The sequence below is a fragment of the Streptomyces sp. NPDC054932 genome (assembly GCF_053610205.1).
In genome coordinates, this window is sequence record NZ_JBSGXU010000181.1 from 1 (window position 1) to 15799 (window position 15799).

Genomic DNA, 15799 nt, shown 5'->3' on the forward strand with positions numbered 1-15799 from the left:
AGGGCGCAAACAGCGCCCTCGCGCGGAGTCTTATCCGACACGCTCATCGGAGGCCCTGCGGTGCACGAACTGCCGCAACAGCTGGCCAACGGCCTGGCCCTCGGTGCTCTCTATGGTCTCATCGCCATCGGGTACACCATGGTCTACGGCATCGTCCAGCTCATCAACTTCGCCCACGGCGAGATCTTCATGATCGGCGGCTTCGGCGCGCTCAGCGCCTACGCCATCCTCCCGACCGGCACCTCCCTGCTGATCGCGATACCCGTCATGATCATCGGAGGTGCCGCCACCTCCGTAGCCGTGGCTTGCGCAGCCGAACGCTTCGCCTACCGCCCACTGCGCAGCGCCCCCCGGCTCGCACCCCTCATCACCGCAATCGGCCTCTCGATCGCGCTCCAGCAGCTCGTCTGGCAGTTCTACCCGGACGCCAAGAAGGCCGTCAGCTTCCCTGAGTTCAAGGGCGCCGCCTTCAAGATCACCGACAGCCTGGCCATCCAGCGCGCGGACCTCTTCGTCCTCATCCTCGCCCCGCTCTGCATGCTCGCCCTCGGCGTCTTCGTCCAGAAGAGCCGCAGCGGCCGCGCCATGCAGGCCACCGCGCAGGACCCCGACACCGCGAAGCTGATGGGCATCAACACCGACCGCATCATCGTCATGGCCTTCGCCATCGGTGCCGCGTTCGCCGCCGTCGCCGCCGTCGCCTACGGCCTCGACAAGGGCCAGATCAACTTCGAGATGGGCTTCATCCTCGGCCTCAAGGCGTTCACCGCAGCCGTCCTCGGCGGCATCGGCAACATCTACGGAGCCATGGTCGGCGGCGTCGTCCTCGGACTCGCCGAAGCCCTCTCGATCGCCTACATCGAAGAGATCCCCGGCATGTCGCAGCTCGGCGGTGGCGCCTGGTCCAACGTCTGGGCCTTCGTACTCCTCATCGTCGTCCTCCTCGTGCGGCCACAAGGCCTGCTCGGTGAGCGCGTCGCGGATCGGGCGTGAGAACCATGACCACCAACACCACCCCGCAGACCGACACGGTGAAGCAGGGCCCCGCGCCCACCACGCTCCTGTACGCGGTCATCGGCGGCAGCCTCCTCACCATCGTCAGCGCCTTCCTCGCGTGGACGTGGACCGCCGACTTCCCCGGCGACCTGACCTACTACGGCAGCCCCGCCGGCCTCCAGTACGTCACCCTCGCCGGAGCCGCCCTCACCCTCGCCTACGCGCTCTCCGCACTCGGCGTCAAGGGCCTCGACTGGCTCGCCCCCACCGGCACCCGCAAGGCCATCTGGTTCCTGGCCCTCGGCAACCTCGCCGCCACCTGGTTCACGGTCCTGTCCATCACCGTCGTCCTCGGCGGAGTGATCAACCTCGAACCCGGCGCGTACGTCGCCCTCGTCGGCTCGCTCGTCCCGGCCCTCGCCGCGTACAAGATCCCCGACGACACCCGCAAGGCGGCCCCCGCCAAGCAGCTGCCCTCCTGGGCCGAAATCCTCATCATCACCGGCGTCTTCGCCATCGGCCTCTTCGTCATCACCTTCGGCATCGACACCGATGACAAGGAACCGCAGCTCTTCGTCGCCTACCTGATCACCGTCGGCTTCGTCGCCCTCGCACTGAACAAGGCCGGCCTCTTCGCCCGCCTCGGCGGCATCACCGCCAAGCACCGCCAGGTCACCCTCATCGGTACCGCGGCCGCGGCGATCGCCTTCCCGTTCATCCAGCAGAGCGGCGACACCTACACGCTGATCGCGGTCAACATCCTGATCTTCGCGACCGTCGCCCTCGGCCTCAACGTCGTCGTCGGCCTCGCCGGCCTCCTCGACCTCGGCTACGTCGCCTTCCTCGGCGTCGGCGCCTACGCCGCGGCCCTGGTCTCCGGCAGCACCGCCTCCGCCTTCGGCATCCACCTGCCCTTCTGGGCAGCGGTCATCGTCGGCGCCCTCGCCTCGCTCATCTTCGGCGTGGTCATCGGTGCACCGACCCTGCGCCTGCGCGGCGACTACCTCGCCATCGTCACCCTCGGCTTCGGAGAAATCTTCCGCATCGCCATGGGCAACCTCGACGGCACCTCCGGCCCGGACATCACCAACGGCCCGAACGGCATCCCCAACATCCCCCACCTCGAACTCTTCGGGTGGAACTTCGGGGAATCCCACGTAGTCGGCGGCATCACCCTCGGTGCCTACGCCAACTACTACTTCCTGATGCTGCTCGTCATGGCCCTGGTCGTCCTGGTCTTCGCCCGCGCCGGCAGCAGCCGCATCGGCCGCGCCTGGGTCGCCATCCGCGAGGACGAGACCGCCGCCGAAGCCATGGGCATCAACGGCTTCAAGGTCAAGCTCATCGCCTTCGCCCTCGGCGCCACCCTCGCCGGCCTCGCCGGCACCGTCCAGGCACACGTCAACAGCACGGTCGTCCCCGAGAACTACGTCTTCGCCGGGCCCGTCCCGCCGAACTCCGCGTTCCTCCTCGCGGCCGTCATCCTCGGCGGCATGGGCACCATCCGCGGCCCCATCCTCGGCGCCGCACTGCTCTTCCTGATCCCGGCGAAGCTGGCCTTCCTCCAGGACTACCAGCTCCTCGCCTTCGGCATCGCCCTCATCCTGCTCATGCGCTTCCGCCCCGAAGGCCTCATCGCCAACAAGCGCGCGCAGCTCGAGTTCCACGACGACACCGCTGACCAGGCCCCCACGGACCTGGCCACCGCCAAGGCGGGGGCGTGAACAACATGACGACCACCACGGACACCACCGACACCACCACCAAGACCACGGTTCTCGAAGCCAAGGGCGTCACCATGCGCTTCGGCGGCCTCACCGCCGTCAAGGGCGTCGACCTCCAGGTCAACTCGGGCGAGATCGTCGGACTCATCGGCCCCAACGGCGCCGGCAAGACGACCTTCTTCAACTGCCTCACCGGGCTGTACGTCCCCACCGAGGGATCCGTCAGCTACAAGGGCACCGTCCTGCCTCCCAAGCCCCACAAGGTCACCGAGGCCGGCATCGCCCGCACCTTCCAGAACATCCGGCTCTTCCACAACATGACCGTGCTGGAGAACGTCCTCGTCGGACGCCACACCCGCACGAAGGAAGGCCTCTGGTCCGCCCTGCTGCGCGGCCCCGGCTTCAAGAAGGCCGAAGCCGCCAGCGAAGCGCGCGCCATGGAACTCCTCGAGTTCATCGGGCTGGAGAACAAGGCCCAGCACCTGGCCAAGAACCTCCCCTACGGCGAGCAGCGCAAGCTGGAAATCGCCCGCGCCCTCGCCAGCGACCCCGGCCTCATCCTCCTGGACGAGCCCACCGCCGGCATGAACCCGCAGGAAACCCGCGCTGCCGAAGAACTCATCTTCGCCATCCGCGACATGGGCATCGCCGTCCTCGTCATCGAGCACGACATGCGCTTCATCTTCAACCTCTGCGACCGCGTCGCCTGCCTCGTCCAGGGCGAGAAGCTCATCGAGGGCACCGCGGCCGAGGTCCAGGGCGACGAGCGCGTCATCGCCGCCTACCTGGGCGAGCCCTTCGAGGGCGACCCGGGCGCCGCCGAGGACGCCGAGGTCGTGGCGGCGGAAGCCGCAGCAGCGACCACGTCCACCGACACGGAGGCCGAGGTCGAGGCCGAGGCCGAGGCCGAGGCCGACGCGGAGCCCGAGGCGGACGCCGACGCTCCCGCCGACGCCGAGCCCGAGGCGGACGCCGACACTCCGGCGGACACCGACGCGGACAGCACCACCAGCACCACCAGCACGGAAGGAGAGGCCAAGTGACCGCACTGCTCAAGGTCGAGGACCTCAAGGTCGCCTACGGCAAGATCGAAGCCGTCAAGGGAATCTCCTTCGAGGTCAACGAAGGCGAAATCGTCTGCCTCGTCGGCACCAACGGCGCCGGCAAGACGACCACCCTGCGCACCCTCTCCGGGCTCATCAAGCCCAAGAGCGGCACCATCACCTTCGACGGCCAGCCCCTGGCCGCCGTCCCCGCCCACAAGATCGTCTCCCTGGGCCTCGCCCACTCCCCCGAGGGACGGCACATCTTCCCCCGGCTGACGATCGCCGAAAACCTCCAGCTCGGCGCCTTCCTGCGCACCGACAAGGAGGGCATCGAGAAGGACGTCCAGCGCGCCTACGAGATGTTCCCCATCCTGGGCGAACGCCGCAAGCAGGCCGCCGGCACCCTCTCGGGCGGTGAGCAGCAGATGCTCGCCATGGGCCGCGCGCTCATGTCCCAGCCCAAGCTGCTCATGCTGGACGAGCCCTCCATGGGCCTCTCCCCGCTGATGATGCAGAAGATCATGGCGACCATCAAGGAGCTCAAGGCCTCCGGCATGACGATCCTGCTCGTCGAGCAGAACGCCCAGGCGGCGCTCTCGCTCGCCGACCAGGCGCACGTCATGGAGATCGGCAAGGTCGTTCTCTCCGGCACCGGCCGCGAACTCCTCCACAACGAGGACGTCCGCAAGGCCTACCTCGGCGAGGACTGAGCCGTCCTGTACGCGTGAGGCCCGCCTCCCCTCGGGGGGAGGCGGGCCTCACGCATGTCCGGGGGCGGCTACTTGCCGCTCTCCTTCTTCTTCGCCTCGGCGTCCTCGATGACCACCTCGGCGACCTGCTGCATCGACATCCGGCGGTCCATGGACGACTTCTGGATCCAGCGGAAGGCGGCGGGCTCCGTCAGCCCGTACTGCGTCTGCAGAATGCTCTTCGCACGGTCCACAAGCTTGCGGGTCTCCAACCGCTGCGAGAGGTCCGCGACCTCCTGCTCCAGCGCGCGCAGCTCCGCGAAGCGGGAGACGGCCATCTCGATGGCCGGCACCACGTCGCTCTTGCTGAACGGCTTCACGAGGTACGCCATCGCACCCGCGTCCCGGGCCCGCTCGACGAGGTCGCGCTGCGAGAACGCGGTGAGCATGAGGACGGGCGCGATGGACTCCTCGGCGATCTTCTCGGCCGCGGAGATCCCGTCCAGAACGGGCATCTTCACGTCGAGGATCACCAGGTCGGGCCGGTGCTCACGGGCGAGCTCGACGGCCGTCTGGCCGTCGCCGGCCTCGCCGACGACGGAGTAGCCCTCTTCTTCGAGCATCTCTTTGAGATCGAGACGGATGAGCGCCTCGTCCTCGGCGATGACGACCCGGGTCGTCAGCGGCGGAACGTGCGACTGGTCGGCGTCGGGCGTGGGCGTCGACTCGTGCTCGGCGGTCACGGGGGCTCCTCTTTGCGGGGCTCTGCTGCTTGGATGAGCCTACCTAGCAGCGCCGCCGCATGGTCACCCGGTACACTCCGACGTGCGACCCTGCCGGGTTGGTGGAATGGCATACACGGATGTCTCAAACACATCTGCCCGTGAGGGCTTGCGGGTTCGAGTCCCGCACCCGGCACTTCATTCGGAAAGCGGACGTTCACCTTCGCGTGAACGTCCGCTTTTTGCTACGCACAGCCACCATCCATAACGCACAGTTGTTCCATGCAGTTCCACAGCCTCGAAGTACGGCAAATGGCCCTCTCCCTGCTGCGCGACGGCGCGAGAAACGCTGACGTGGCACGGCGTCTAAATGTCCCGCTCGGAACCGTCAGCTACTGGAAGCACATAGACCGATCCAAGCGCGGGGAGCCGGTTGCCCTCCGCCCATCACTTCTGTGCCCCCGGTGCGACGGACGGACCCTGGATCCATCCGCTTATGCCTACCTCCTGGGCCTCTATCTGGGCGACGGCCACATCAGCCACTACGCGAAGCACAGGGTCCCGAGCCTAATGATCACCTTGGATGACGCGTGGCCGGGCATCCAGGACCAGGCGGAAGCCGCCCTGCGAGCCGTCTTCCCACACAATGCGACGTGCCGCGTGCGCACCGGAGGGGCGCACAACGTCAAGGTGTACTTCAAGCACTTAGCCTGTCTGTTCCCGCAGCACGGGCCCGGCAGGAAACACGAACGGCCGATCGTGCTCGACGGCTGGCAGCAGGAGATCGTTGATGCCCATCCGTGGGAGTTCATCCGGGGGCTGATCCACTCCGACGGGTGTCGGGTCACCAACTGGACCGTCCGCAACGGCAAGCGGTACGAGTACCCGCGGTACTTCTTCACCAACAAGTCCGACGACATCCGGAAGCTCTGCACCGACACGCTGGCCAAGGTCGGCGTCCGGTGGACGGTCCTCGCGCGCGGCAGCGACCCGTTCAACGTGTCCATCGCCCGCAAGGAGTCCGTGGCGCTGATGGACGCCCACATCGGGCCGAAGTACTAGGTGTGTTGTCCCGGGACAACACACCTAGGCCGGTTCGCTGAAGTGGTCCAGGAGCCGCTGCTGGAGACTGTTGAGCACCAGGCTGTGCTGCTTGAGCATCGAGAGGCGGTACGCGGCCGTAGGGGCGTACTCCTCGACCTCGTGCACGGCCGCGGCGATCACATAGCCGTTCAGTGCGTCCATGTTCCCCGCCGCGCCGTAATCCTGACCCGTGGGAAGCAGAGAGCGGTCCAAGGGGGTCTCGTCACTGGTGATCACGTTCGCGACCACCGACGGCTGCCAATCCCTGGCATTGGTGAGGGAGTGGTGCGTGTCGAACCGTACGGTGACCGTTTCACCTGCGGCGATTGCCACGCTGTACTGACCCTCTTCGTCGGTGAAGACGTGATCGATCTCCGAGAGGTCACTGCGATAGACGCTGACCTTGATCATGAAGATCGGACTCTTGTCGGAAACTGCTCGCACTTGCCCGAACATCCGGGTCTCCTCCCGGTCGGACTACCGCTGGAGACCACCCCTGCGATCCAGTCTGTCCGGGCCCCACCGCCGCCGCCAGTCGGACCGGTTCCGGCAGGACGGCCGCCGGACGGCTCCGACCGTGTCGTCGTGCTCCCGGTGTCCGGTGATCAGGTGGGCAGGTTGCCGTTGCCGCCGAGGTTGGCGACGAGGCGGCGCAGGACGTCGATCGTCGCTGCGTATTCGGTGTCGTCGATGCCTTCGCGCATGCGGGTGTGGATCTCCGCGTTGCGGTGGTGGGCGCGGGTGCGGCCTGCTTCTCCGGCTTCGGTGAGGGTCAGGTGGTGTTCGGTTTCGGTGAGCCAGCCGCGGGTGGTGAGGTCGGTGTAGAGGGCTTCGAAGTCGGTGTTCTGGTCGTCGTAGGGGGCCAGTTTTTCGGTGAGGGTGGTGCGGGTCCAGTGGCCCGGGGCGCGGGCTATGTGGTTGAGGGTCCACCAGTGGGGTTGGGTGAGGTGTTCTTCGGCGAGGGCGTCCCGGATGGCGCCGATGGCCAGTTGTGCGGCTTCGCGGGTCCAGTACCCGATGGGCTGGGCGGCGAGTTGCTGCTGGGAGTATGCGTTGGTGGTCATGTCGCGACCGTATGACCTCAGGTTGGGTTGAGGTCAAGGTCGGTTCTGGAGAGGGGACTGCGTGATGAGTGAGAAGGCCCGGAAGCTGTTCGACGCGCTCGATCTGAATGAGGACGGGGAGCTGACGCGGGCGGAGGTGATTTCGGCTCTGCGGTCGAAGGGGCCGACGTTGGCGGCGCAGGGTGATCTGCCGTTCTGGGGTGTGGGGGATGCGGATGCGTCGTCGGCGTTGTTCGATGCGGCTGATGCGAATGGGGATGCGGTGTTGTCGTTCGAGGAGTTCGCGGCGGTGGTGGATCGGCGTTTCGGCTGGTAGTGGGGGTGGTCGTGGGCCGCGTCGGGCGGTTGGTGGCCCGACGCGGTGCGTCTCGTGCGGGGGGGGGTGTCAGTGGACGGCGTCGCCGATGTGGTGGATGCGTACGAGGTTGGTGGAGCCGGTGACGCCGGGGGGTGAGCCGGCGGTGATGACGACGGTGTCGCCGGGTACGCAGCGGCCGATGCGCAGGAGTTCTTCTTCGACCTGGGCGACCATGGCGTCGGTGGAGTCGACGTGGGGGCCGAGGAAGGTTTCGACGCCCCAGGTGAGGTTGAGCTGGGAGCGGGTGGCCTGGTCGGGGGTGAAGGCGAGGAGGGGGATGGGTGAGCGGTAGCGGGAGAGCCGGCGGACGGTGTCTCCGCTCTGGGTGAAGGCGACGAGGAATTTGGCGTCGAGGAAGTCGCCCATTTCGGCGGCTGCGCGGGCGACGGCTCCGCCTTGGGTGCGGGGCTTGTTGCGGTCGGTGAGGGGCGGGAGGCCCTTGGCGAGGATGTCTTCTTCGGCGGCTTCGACGATGCGGGACATGGTGCGGACGGTTTCGACGGGGTATTTGCCGACGCTGGTTTCGCCGGAGAGCATGACGGCGTCGGTGCCGTCGATGATGGCGTTGGCGACGTCGCTGGCTTCGGCGCGGGTGGGCCGGGAGTTGTCGATCATCGAGTCGAGCATCTGGGTGGCGACGATGACGGGTTTGGCGTTGCGCTTGGCGAGTTTGACGGCGCGCTTTTGGACGATGGGGACTTGTTCCAGGGGCATTTCGACGCCGAGGTCGCCGCGGGCGACCATGATGCCGTCGAAGGCGGCGACGATGTCGTCGATGTTTTCGACGGCCTGGGGCTTTTCGATTTTGGCGATGACGGGGAGGCGTCGGCCTTCTTCGTCCATGATGCGGTGGACGTCTTGGATGTCGTGGCCGCTGCGCACGAAGGAGAGGGCGATGACGTCGGCGCCGGTGCGCAGGGCCCAGCGGAGGTCTTCGATGTCTTTTTCGGAGAGGGCGGGGACGGAGACGGCTACGCCGGGGAGGTTGAGGCCCTTGTGGTCGGAGACCATGCCGCCTTCGATGACGCGGGTGTGGACGCGGGGGCCGTCGACTGCGGTGACTTCGAGGGTGACGCGGCCGTCGTCGACGAGGATGAGTTCGCCGGTGGTGACGTCGGCGGCGAGTCCTTTGTAGGTGGTGCCGCAGGTGTGGCGGTCGCCTTCGTGGTCTTCGACGGTGATGGTGAATTCGTCGCCGCGTTCAAGGAGTACGGGGCCTTCGCGGAAGCGGCCGAGGCGGATCTTCGGGCCTTGAAGGTCGGCGAGGATGCCGACGCTGTGGCCGGTCTCGTCCGAGGCCTTGCGTACGCGCTGGTAGCGCTCCTCGTGTTCGGCGTAGGTGCCGTGACTGAGGTTGAGGCGGGCGATGTCCATTCCGGCCTCGACCAGGGCTTTGATCTGGTCGTATGAGTCGGTTGCGGGGCCCAGGGTACATACGATTTTCGCTCGGCGCATGAGGCGAGCGTATTCCCCTACCTGCGGGTAGGTAATCGCTTCCGGGTGTCCACTCAACAACCTTTGGGCAAAAGGTTGTTGACAACTGTTGAATGTGCATGGGGGGTGCTCTGATGAGCACCCCCCATGGGTGTTTTTTCGGTTCTTCAGAGTTGTGGCGGGGTCATGGTGAACCGGGCGTTCACTTGTGCGTAGACCGTCTGGCGCTGGGGTTCGAGGTCGAGCGGCGGGGGGCCGGCGTCCTCGGCGGCGCTGAAGGCCATGGTGCGCATTCCTGCGCCGGGGGCGGCGGCGAAGGGGGCGGCGTTCTCGGCGCCGAGGTCGGCGAGTTCGACGAGGGCGGCGAGGCGGGCGCCGAGGGCTTCGGCATATTCGCGGGCGCGTTGGACGGCTTCGAGTACGGCCTGGCGGCGGGCCTGGCCGTGGGCGGGTGAGGTGGGGCGCAGGGCCCACCAGGGGCCGTCGATCTGGGTGAGTTCGAGGTCGGCGAGGCGGGTGGTGAGTTCGCCGAGGGTGGTGAAGTCGCTGAGTTCGGCGGTGATGTGGACGCGGCCGTGGTAGGCGCGGATGCGTTCGGCCCGGCCGTGGCGGGTGAGTTCGGGGGTGATGGAGAAGGCGCCGGTTTCGAGCTTTTCGACGGGGTCGCCGTGGCTCTTGATGAGGTCGAGGACGGTGTTGTTGCGGCGGGTGAGGTCTTCGAGTGCGGTGCGGCGGTCGGTGCCGCGGGCGCTGACGGTGATGCCGATGCGGGCGATCTCGGGGTCGACTTCGATGCGGGCTTCGCCGCGGACTGCTACGCGGGGTACTTCGGGTGTTCCGTAGGGCTGGTGCGATGCGTCCTGGGTCATGGTTTCCACTGTCGCACTGTGGCTCGTACGGGTGAGGTCATCGGATCGAAACCTGGTGGGGGTGTTGCGGGTTGTTGCTGGTGGGCCAGAATCTACGCGCGTTGTTCACGCCTCAAAAGGGGAGATGGCATGGCGTTCGACCGTAGGACTTTTCTGGGAACCACGGCTGCGACCGGTGCGGCCGTGGCGCTGGCGGGGGCCACGAGCACCCCGGCCGCCGCGGCTCAGCAGGATGCGAAGGGGTCCGGGCCCCGGACGTACTCGTTCACGGTGATGGGTACGACCGATCTGCACGGGAATGTCTTCAACTGGGACTATTTCACGGACAAGGAGTTCGACGACAAGGCGCACAACGACGTCGGTCTGGCGAAGATTTCCACGCTGGTGGATCAGGTGCGGGCGGAGAAGGGGCGGCGCAACACGCTGCTGATCGACGCGGGTGACACGATCCAGGGCACGCAGTTGTCGTACTACTACGCGAAGGTGGATCCGATCACCGCGCGGCGGGGTCCGGTGCACCCGATGGCGCAGGCGATGAACGCGATCGGCTATGACGCGGCGGCGCTGGGGAACCACGAGTTCAATTACGGCATACCGGTGCTGCGGAAGTTCGAGGAGCAGTGCGATTTCCCGCTGCTGGGGGCGAACGCGCTGGATGCGAAGACGCTGCGGCCGGCGTTCGCGCCGTACAGCATGCACAGGCTGCGCACGCCCTGCGGGCGGGACGTGAAGGTGGCGGTGCTGGGGCTGACGAACCCGGGCATCGCGCTGTGGGACAAGGCGAACGTGCAGGGGAAGATGACGTTCCCGGGGCTGGAGGAGCAGGCGGCGAAGTACGTGCCGAAGCTGCGGTCGATGGGCGCCGATGTGGTGATCGTGTCCGCGCACTCCGGTTCGAGCGGTACGTCCTCGTACGGGGACCAGCTGCCGTACGTCGAGAACGCGGCGGCGCTGGTGGCGGAGCAGGTGCCGGGGATCGACGCGATCCTGGTGGGGCACGCGCACACCGAGATTCCCGAGTACCGGGTGAAGAACACGGCGACCGGCAAGGACGTGGTGCTGTCGGAGCCGCTGAAGTGGGGGCAGCGGCTGACGCTGTTCGACTTCGAGCTGACGTGGGCGAAGGGCCGCTGGTCGGTGGCGAAGGTCGCGGCGAAGGTGCTGAACTCGAACACGGTGGCGGAGGACCCGAAGATCACGCGGCTGCTGTCGGACGAGCACCGCAAGGTCGTGGCGTACGTGAACCAGGTGATCGGTACCTCGACGCAGGCGATGTCGTCGGCGGAGGGTCCGGTCAAGGACGTGGCGATCATCGACCTGATCAACCACGTCCAGGCGGAGACGGTGAAGGGGGCTCTCGCGGGCACGGAGTGGGCGGCGCTGCCTGTGCTGTCGCAGGCTTCGTGCTTCTCGCGGACGGCGGCGATCCCGGCCGGGCAGGTGACGATCCGGGATGCGGCGGGTCTGTACCCCTTCGAGAACACGATGGAGGCGCGGCTGCTGACGGGTGCGCAGCTGAAGGACTATCTGGAGTATTCGGCGCGGTACTTCGTGCGGACGGCGCCGGGTGATGCGGTGGATCCGGCGAAGCTGACGAACGCGGAGAGCATTCCGGACTACAACTACGACGCCGTGTACGGGCTGGTGTACGACATCGACATCGCGCAGCCGGCGGGTTCGCGGATCACGGGGCTGTCGTTCCAGGGGAAGCCGGTGGATCCGGCGGCGCAGTTCGTGCTGGCGGTGAACAACTACCGGGCGTCGGGCGGTGGCAACTTCCCGCACGTGCCGCAGGCCAGGCAGCTGTGGTCGAACTCGGACGAGATCCGCAACACGATCATCCAGTGGGTGAAGGCGAAGGGGACGATCGATCCGGTGCAGTTCGCGTCGGTGGACTGGCGGCTGACGCGGGCCGGTGTGCCGGTGTTCTAGTCGGTTCGTGGGGTGGTGCGGCCGGGGCCTGCTGTGGCGGGTCCCGGCCGTTTCGTGTGGGTGGTCAGCACTGCCAGAGGAGGGTTGCGCGGCTGCAGGGGGTGCAGGTGTGGGCGTAGGCGCGGCCGGAGCCGAAGTTCATGGCGGTGACGGGGTCGGGGCCTTCGCGGAGTTCGGCGGTGAAGTCCATGGGCCGTGTGCAGGTGGGGCAGTGGGGTGTCTCGTCGTACTGGAGCCAGTCGGAGGTGCCGCCGAGCCGGCCCAGGACGGTTGCGGTGGCGGGGGCCGTGCGGGCGGGTACGGCGGCGCGGACGGCTCCGAGTCCGAGGAGTTCGTGAGGTGCGCCGTCGGGGGCCGGTACGGGTTCCAGGCGGTCGGCGGGCAGCAGCAGGGCGAGGTTGCCGCCTGCGGTGGGGCTCCATTGTTCGCACTGTCCGGGGCGGTTCGCGCACATGAAGAGGGCCAGGACGCCGGGGGTGGGGGCGGTGCGGCCGGGGAGGTCGCCGAGGTGGATCTGGGCGAGGAACTGCAGGGGTGCGGTGCATGCGGCGCAGGTCGGCCATGCGGTGCCGGCGGGTGCCGGGGGGGTGCCGCCGGTGCGGGTGACCGGGGCGTCCGGGGCGACCGGCCCGCCGTCGAGGAGGAGCATCGTCATGCCGGGAATGTATGCGCGGGGGTGCGGCGGGCTGGTGGTGGGGCCGGTCAGGGGTGGTCGACGAGCGGGAGCAGTCTGCCTGCGGGCCGGGGGCGGGTGGGCTCGCGCTGTTCGAGGCCGAAGGTGGTGAAGGCGGTGCGGGCCGGCTGGGGGTAGGGCTCCTTGCCGGTGAGGGTGTTGAGGATGGCGGCGCTGCGCCAGGCGGCGAGGCCGAGGTCGGGGGCTCCGACGCCGTGGGTGTGGCGTTCGCCGTTCTGGACGAAGATGCTGCCGGTGACGCCGGGGTCGAGGACCATCCGGAAGCGGTCGTCGATGCGGGGGCGGCCGGAGGAGTCCTTGCGCAGGTACGGGTCGAGGCCGGCGAGGAGGCAGCCGAGGGGGCGTTCCCGGTAGCCGGTGGCGAGGATGACGGCGTCGGTGGTGAGGCGGGAGCGGGTGCCCTGCTCGGTGTGTTCGAGGTGGAGTTCGACTTTGGTGGTGGCGACGCGGCCGGCGGTGCGGACGCTGACTCCGGGGGTGAGGACGGCGTCGGGCCAGCCTCCGTGGAGGGTGCGGCGGTAGAGCTCCGCGTGGATGGCGGCGATGGTGTCGGCGTCGATGCCCTTGTGCAGTTGCCATTGTTTGGGGACGAGTCGGTCGCGTACGGGTTCGGGGAGGGAGTGGAAGTAGCGGGTGTAGTCGGGGGTGAAGTGTTCGAGGCCGAGCTTGGAGTACTCCATGGGGGCGAAGGAGGGGGTGCGGGCGAGCCAGGTGAGGCGTTCGCGGCCGGCGGGGCGGGCGCGGAGCAGGTCGAGGAAGACTTCGGCGCCGGACTGGCCGGATCCGATGACGGTGACGTGTTCGGCGCCGAGGATGCGGGCGCGGTTGTCGAGGTAGTCGGCGGAGTGGATGACGGGGACGGTGGGGGCTTCGGCGAGGGGGCGCAGGGGTTCGGGGACGTAGGGGGCGGTGCCGACGCCGAGGGCGAGGTTGCGGGTGTAGGTGCGGCCGAGGGCTTCGGCTTCGCCGGTGGAGTCGAGTTGGGTGAAGTCGACTTCGAAGAGGTCGCGTTCGGGGTTCCAGCGGACGGCGTCGACCTGGTGGCCGAAGTGGAGTCCGGGGAGGCGGTCGGCGACCCAGCGGCAGTAGGCGTCGTATTCGGCGCGGTGGATGTGGAACTGCTCGGCGAAGTAGAAGGGGAAGAGCCGTTCCTTGTGCTTGAGGTAGCTGAGGAAGCTCCAGGGGCTGGCCGGGTCGGCGAGGGTGACCAGGTCGGCGAGGAAGGGGACCTGGAGGGTGGCTCCTTCGATGAGGAGTCCGGGGTGCCAGCGGAAGTCGCGGCGCTGGTCGTAGAAGGCGGTGGCGAGTTCGCCGGCTCCTTGGTGGGGGAGGCCGTGGGCGAGGGCTGCGAGGGACAGGTTGAAGGGGCCGATCCCGATTCCGACGAGGTCGTGGGGGGTGTCGAGCTGGGCGGTCATCGGTGGGTGCTGCCTTCCAGGAGGGCGATGAGGGTGTCCAGGTCCCCCGCTGTGGTGTGCGGGTTGAGCAGGGTGGCCTTGAGCCACAGGCGGCCGTCGGCGTGGGTGCGGCCGAGGACGGCGCGGCCTTGGTGCAGGAGGGTGCGGCGCAGGGTGGCGAGCTGGTCGTCGTCGGCGTGGGTGGGCCGGAAGAGGACGGTGGTGATGGTGGGCGGGGAGTGGAGTTCGAAGCCGGGGTGGGCGTCGAGGAGCCGGGCGAGGTGGTGTGCGGTGTCGATGGTGCGGTCGATGAGGGCGGCGAGGCCGTCGCGGCCGAGGGCGCGGAGGGTGGTGGCGATCTTGAGTGCGTCGGGGCGGCGGGTGGTGCGCAGGGAGCGGCCGAGGAGGTCGGGCAGGCCGGCTTCGGTGTCGTCGGTGGCGTTGAGGTAGTCGGCCTGGTGGGCGAGGGGGGCCAGCAGGGCGGTGTCGGGGACGGCGAGGAGTCCTGCGGCGACGGGCTGCCAGCCGAGTTTGTGCAGGTCGATGGTGAGGGAGTGGGCGCGGCCGAGTCCGGCGAGCTTGTCGCGGTGGCGGGGGCTGAGGGCGAGGAGGCCGCCGTACGCGGCGTCGATGTGGAGGTCGGCGCCGTGGTGGTCGCAGAGGTCGGCGATGCGCGGGAGGGGGTCGATGAGTCCGGCGTCGGTGGTGCCGGCGGTGGCGGTGACGAGGGTGGGGCCGGGGGTGGTGGCGAGGGTTTCGGCGAGGCGGTCGGGGTCGAGTGCGCCGGTGGGGGTGGGGAGTTCGGTGGCCGGGGGGAGGCCGAGGAGCCAGCTGGCTCGGGGGATGGAGTGGTGGGCGGCTGCTCCGTGGAGGACGGTGAGGCGGGGGCCGTGGCGTTCGCGGGCGAGGAGGACGGCGAGTTGGTTGGCTTCGGTGCCGCCGGTGGTGACGAGGGCGTCGGGGTGGGGGGTGTCGTAGAACTCGGCGGCGAGGGTGCGGGTGAGGAGGGCTTCGACGGCGGAGGCGGCGGGGGCCTGGTCCCAGGAGTCGAGGGAGGGGTTCAGGGCGCTGGCGGCGAGGTCGGCGGCGGCCGCGACGGCGAGCGGGGGGCAGTGCAGGTGGGCGGCGCAGAGGGGGTCGGCGGGGTCGGCGGCGCCGGCGGCGAGGGTGTGGACGAGGGTGCGGAGGGCTTCGTGGTCGCCGGTGCCGTGGTCGGGCAGTACGGTGCCCAGTGCTTCGCGGACGCGGGCGGTGACGGTGTCGGGGCCGCCGGCGGGGAGGGGGCCGTGGCGTTCGGCGGCGCCGGTGCGCAGGGCGTCGAGGACGGTGTCGAGGAGGGGGCGCAGGGCGTCGGGGCCGGTGGTGCCGCCGGCGAGCGGGTTGCCGTGCGGCGCTGTCAACGGGACCTCCGGGGGCTGGCCGGGGTGCCGTGCGGGGCGGGGCACCCGACCAGTACAACGATCAGACCCGAATGGGGTAACCGCCGGGGTTTGTCCGAATCAGGTGGTGCGGGTCGGCCGGTGCCGGGGTCGGGGTGGGGTGCCGTCCTGGACTGCATGATTTGTGGCGCCCTGGGCCGAGTGGCCCTTACGGGCTCCTGCCGCGCCGACACATCACGTTGTACGTCCCGGACAGCACCCCGCCCCGCACCCGTCACCGGCGCCGCCAGGAGGCCCGCCGGTGGGACGGGCCCCTTTGTGCCTAGGGAGTGTCCGCAAAGTGGCGTCGTCCGCCCGGAGGGCGGGCTCGGCGGGGCCTGGTGCGTGCGATTGCAAGGCGGAGGAGGGAGTC

15 protein-coding genes and 1 tRNA gene are annotated in these 15799 nt (G+C 68.8%); 8 read left to right on the forward strand and 8 right to left on the reverse strand.

Annotated elements, in window-relative coordinates; all coding sequences use genetic code 11:
• Positions 1–60: 60 nt before the first annotated feature.
• Genes ACWGE1_RS33210 through ACWGE1_RS33225 form a run of 4 tightly spaced genes read left to right on the forward strand, consistent with a single transcriptional unit; the run spans position 61 to position 4476 of the window.
• The gene (locus ACWGE1_RS33210) at positions 61–993 is read left to right on the forward strand and encodes a branched-chain amino acid ABC transporter permease (protein ID WP_376114848.1); all 933 of its coding nucleotides are present in this window, start codon (positions 61–63) and stop codon (positions 991–993) included.
• A gap of 5 nt (positions 994–998) precedes the next feature.
• Positions 999–2720 (forward strand): branched-chain amino acid ABC transporter permease, encoded by a 1722-nt coding sequence (locus ACWGE1_RS33215; RefSeq protein ID WP_453424177.1) that lies wholly within the window; start codon positions 999–1001, stop codon positions 2718–2720.
• Positions 2721–2725: 5 nt separating this feature from the next.
• Entirely contained in the window at positions 2726–3763 is a 1038-nt protein-coding gene (locus tag ACWGE1_RS33220; protein WP_453424178.1) for an ABC transporter ATP-binding protein, read from the forward strand.
• Positions 3760–4476, forward strand: a complete 717-nt coding sequence (locus ACWGE1_RS33225) for an ABC transporter ATP-binding protein (protein ID WP_453424166.1) — start codon at positions 3760–3762, stop codon at positions 4474–4476. The genes ACWGE1_RS33220 and ACWGE1_RS33225 overlap by 4 nt, the downstream gene beginning before the upstream one ends.
• A gap of 68 nt (positions 4477–4544) precedes the next feature.
• Here the strand turns inward: ACWGE1_RS33225 and ACWGE1_RS33230 are convergent, their stop codons facing one another.
• Positions 4545–5198 carry an ANTAR domain-containing response regulator gene (locus ACWGE1_RS33230; RefSeq protein ID WP_030008501.1) on the reverse strand — a complete coding sequence of 218 codons (654 nt, stop codon included), beginning with the start codon at positions 5196–5198 and terminating at the stop codon, positions 4545–4547.
• Between the two features lie 92 nt (positions 5199–5290).
• On the opposite strand from ACWGE1_RS33230, the gene ACWGE1_RS33235 reads away from it, so the two are divergent.
• Together ACWGE1_RS33235 and ACWGE1_RS33240 are read left to right on the forward strand one after the other, a co-directional pair.
• Positions 5291–5373 (forward strand) — tRNA-Leu (locus ACWGE1_RS33235).
• Positions 5374–5459: 86 nt separating this feature from the next.
• Entirely contained in the window at positions 5460–6239 is a 780-nt protein-coding gene (locus tag ACWGE1_RS33240; protein WP_453424167.1) for a helix-turn-helix domain-containing protein, read from the forward strand.
• Between the two features lie 24 nt (positions 6240–6263).
• Here ACWGE1_RS33240 and ACWGE1_RS33245 read toward each other — a convergent pair whose 3' ends face one another.
• Both ACWGE1_RS33245 and ACWGE1_RS33250 read right to left on the reverse strand, forming a co-directional pair.
• Positions 6264–6716: a carboxypeptidase regulatory-like domain-containing protein gene (locus ACWGE1_RS33245; protein ID WP_453424168.1), complete on the reverse strand. Its 453-nt coding sequence runs from the start codon at positions 6714–6716 to the stop codon at positions 6264–6266.
• Positions 6717–6865: 149 nt separating this feature from the next.
• Positions 6866–7324 (reverse strand): MarR family winged helix-turn-helix transcriptional regulator, encoded by a 459-nt coding sequence (locus ACWGE1_RS33250; protein ID WP_453424169.1) that lies wholly within the window; start codon positions 7322–7324, stop codon positions 6866–6868.
• 64 nt (positions 7325–7388) lie between these two features.
• Between ACWGE1_RS33250 and ACWGE1_RS33255 the strand changes: the two genes are divergently transcribed.
• Positions 7389–7640, forward strand: a complete 252-nt coding sequence (locus ACWGE1_RS33255) for an EF-hand domain-containing protein (protein ID WP_453424170.1) — start codon at positions 7389–7391, stop codon at positions 7638–7640.
• Positions 7641–7709: 69 nt separating this feature from the next.
• Here ACWGE1_RS33255 and pyk read toward each other — a convergent pair whose 3' ends face one another.
• Together pyk and ACWGE1_RS33265 are read right to left on the reverse strand one after the other, a co-directional pair.
• A complete protein-coding gene (gene pyk, locus ACWGE1_RS33260) occupies positions 7710–9137 on the reverse strand; it encodes a pyruvate kinase (protein ID WP_453424171.1) in 1428 nt (475 codons plus the stop codon).
• A gap of 146 nt (positions 9138–9283) precedes the next feature.
• The gene (locus ACWGE1_RS33265) at positions 9284–9985 is read right to left on the reverse strand and encodes an SIMPL domain-containing protein (protein WP_453424172.1); all 702 of its coding nucleotides are present in this window, start codon (positions 9983–9985) and stop codon (positions 9284–9286) included.
• A 129-nt stretch (positions 9986–10114) separates the two neighbouring features.
• Between ACWGE1_RS33265 and ACWGE1_RS33270 the strand changes: the two genes are divergently transcribed.
• Complete coding sequence (locus tag ACWGE1_RS33270; protein ID WP_453424173.1) at positions 10115–11917, forward strand: bifunctional metallophosphatase/5'-nucleotidase; 1803 nt, start codon at positions 10115–10117, stop codon at positions 11915–11917.
• A 64-nt stretch (positions 11918–11981) separates the two neighbouring features.
• Here the strand turns inward: ACWGE1_RS33270 and ACWGE1_RS33275 are convergent, their stop codons facing one another.
• From ACWGE1_RS33275 to ACWGE1_RS33285, 3 genes are read right to left on the reverse strand one after another with little or no spacing between them, the layout of a single operon-like run.
• Positions 11982–12572, reverse strand: coding sequence for a DUF1963 domain-containing protein (locus ACWGE1_RS33275; protein ID WP_453424174.1), 591 nt, complete (start codon positions 12570–12572; stop codon positions 11982–11984).
• Between the two features lie 47 nt (positions 12573–12619).
• On the reverse strand, positions 12620–14029 hold the full coding sequence (locus ACWGE1_RS33280; protein WP_453424175.1) for a lysine N(6)-hydroxylase/L-ornithine N(5)-oxygenase family protein: 1410 nt from the start codon (positions 14027–14029) through the stop codon (positions 12620–12622).
• A complete protein-coding gene (locus ACWGE1_RS33285) occupies positions 14026–15408 on the reverse strand; it encodes a pyridoxal phosphate-dependent decarboxylase family protein (RefSeq protein ID WP_453424176.1) in 1383 nt (460 codons plus the stop codon). Before ACWGE1_RS33285 ends, ACWGE1_RS33280 begins: the two co-directional genes overlap by 4 nt.
• Between the last annotated feature and the right edge of the window lie 391 nt (positions 15409–15799).

What these genes read in the sequence shown, in the direction of transcription:
- ACWGE1_RS33240 (WP_453424167.1), top strand. Translation starts at nt 5,460, where the DNA reads ATGCAGTTCCACAGCCTCGAAGTACGGCAAATGGCCCTCTCCCTGCTG.
- pyk (WP_453424171.1), bottom strand. Translation starts at nt 9,137, where the DNA reads ATGCGCCGAGCGAAAATCGTATGTACCCTGGGCCCCGCAACCGACTCA.
- ACWGE1_RS33275 (WP_453424174.1), bottom strand. Translation starts at nt 12,572, where the DNA reads ATGACGATGCTCCTCCTCGACGGCGGGCCGGTCGCCCCGGACGCCCCG.
- ACWGE1_RS33215 (WP_453424177.1), top strand. Translation starts at nt 999, where the DNA reads ATGACCACCAACACCACCCCGCAGACCGACACGGTGAAGCAGGGCCCC.
- ACWGE1_RS33265 (WP_453424172.1), bottom strand. Translation starts at nt 9,985, where the DNA reads ATGACCCAGGACGCATCGCACCAGCCCTACGGAACACCCGAAGTACCC.
- ACWGE1_RS33250 (WP_453424169.1), bottom strand. Translation starts at nt 7,324, where the DNA reads ATGACCACCAACGCATACTCCCAGCAGCAACTCGCCGCCCAGCCCATC.
- ACWGE1_RS33280 (WP_453424175.1), bottom strand. Translation starts at nt 14,029, where the DNA reads ATGACCGCCCAGCTCGACACCCCCCACGACCTCGTCGGAATCGGGATC.
- ACWGE1_RS33245 (WP_453424168.1), bottom strand. Translation starts at nt 6,716, where the DNA reads ATGTTCGGGCAAGTGCGAGCAGTTTCCGACAAGAGTCCGATCTTCATG.
- ACWGE1_RS33220 (WP_453424178.1), top strand. Translation starts at nt 2,726, where the DNA reads ATGACGACCACCACGGACACCACCGACACCACCACCAAGACCACGGTT.
- ACWGE1_RS33270 (WP_453424173.1), top strand. Translation starts at nt 10,115, where the DNA reads ATGGCGTTCGACCGTAGGACTTTTCTGGGAACCACGGCTGCGACCGGT.
- ACWGE1_RS33255 (WP_453424170.1), top strand. Translation starts at nt 7,389, where the DNA reads ATGAGTGAGAAGGCCCGGAAGCTGTTCGACGCGCTCGATCTGAATGAG.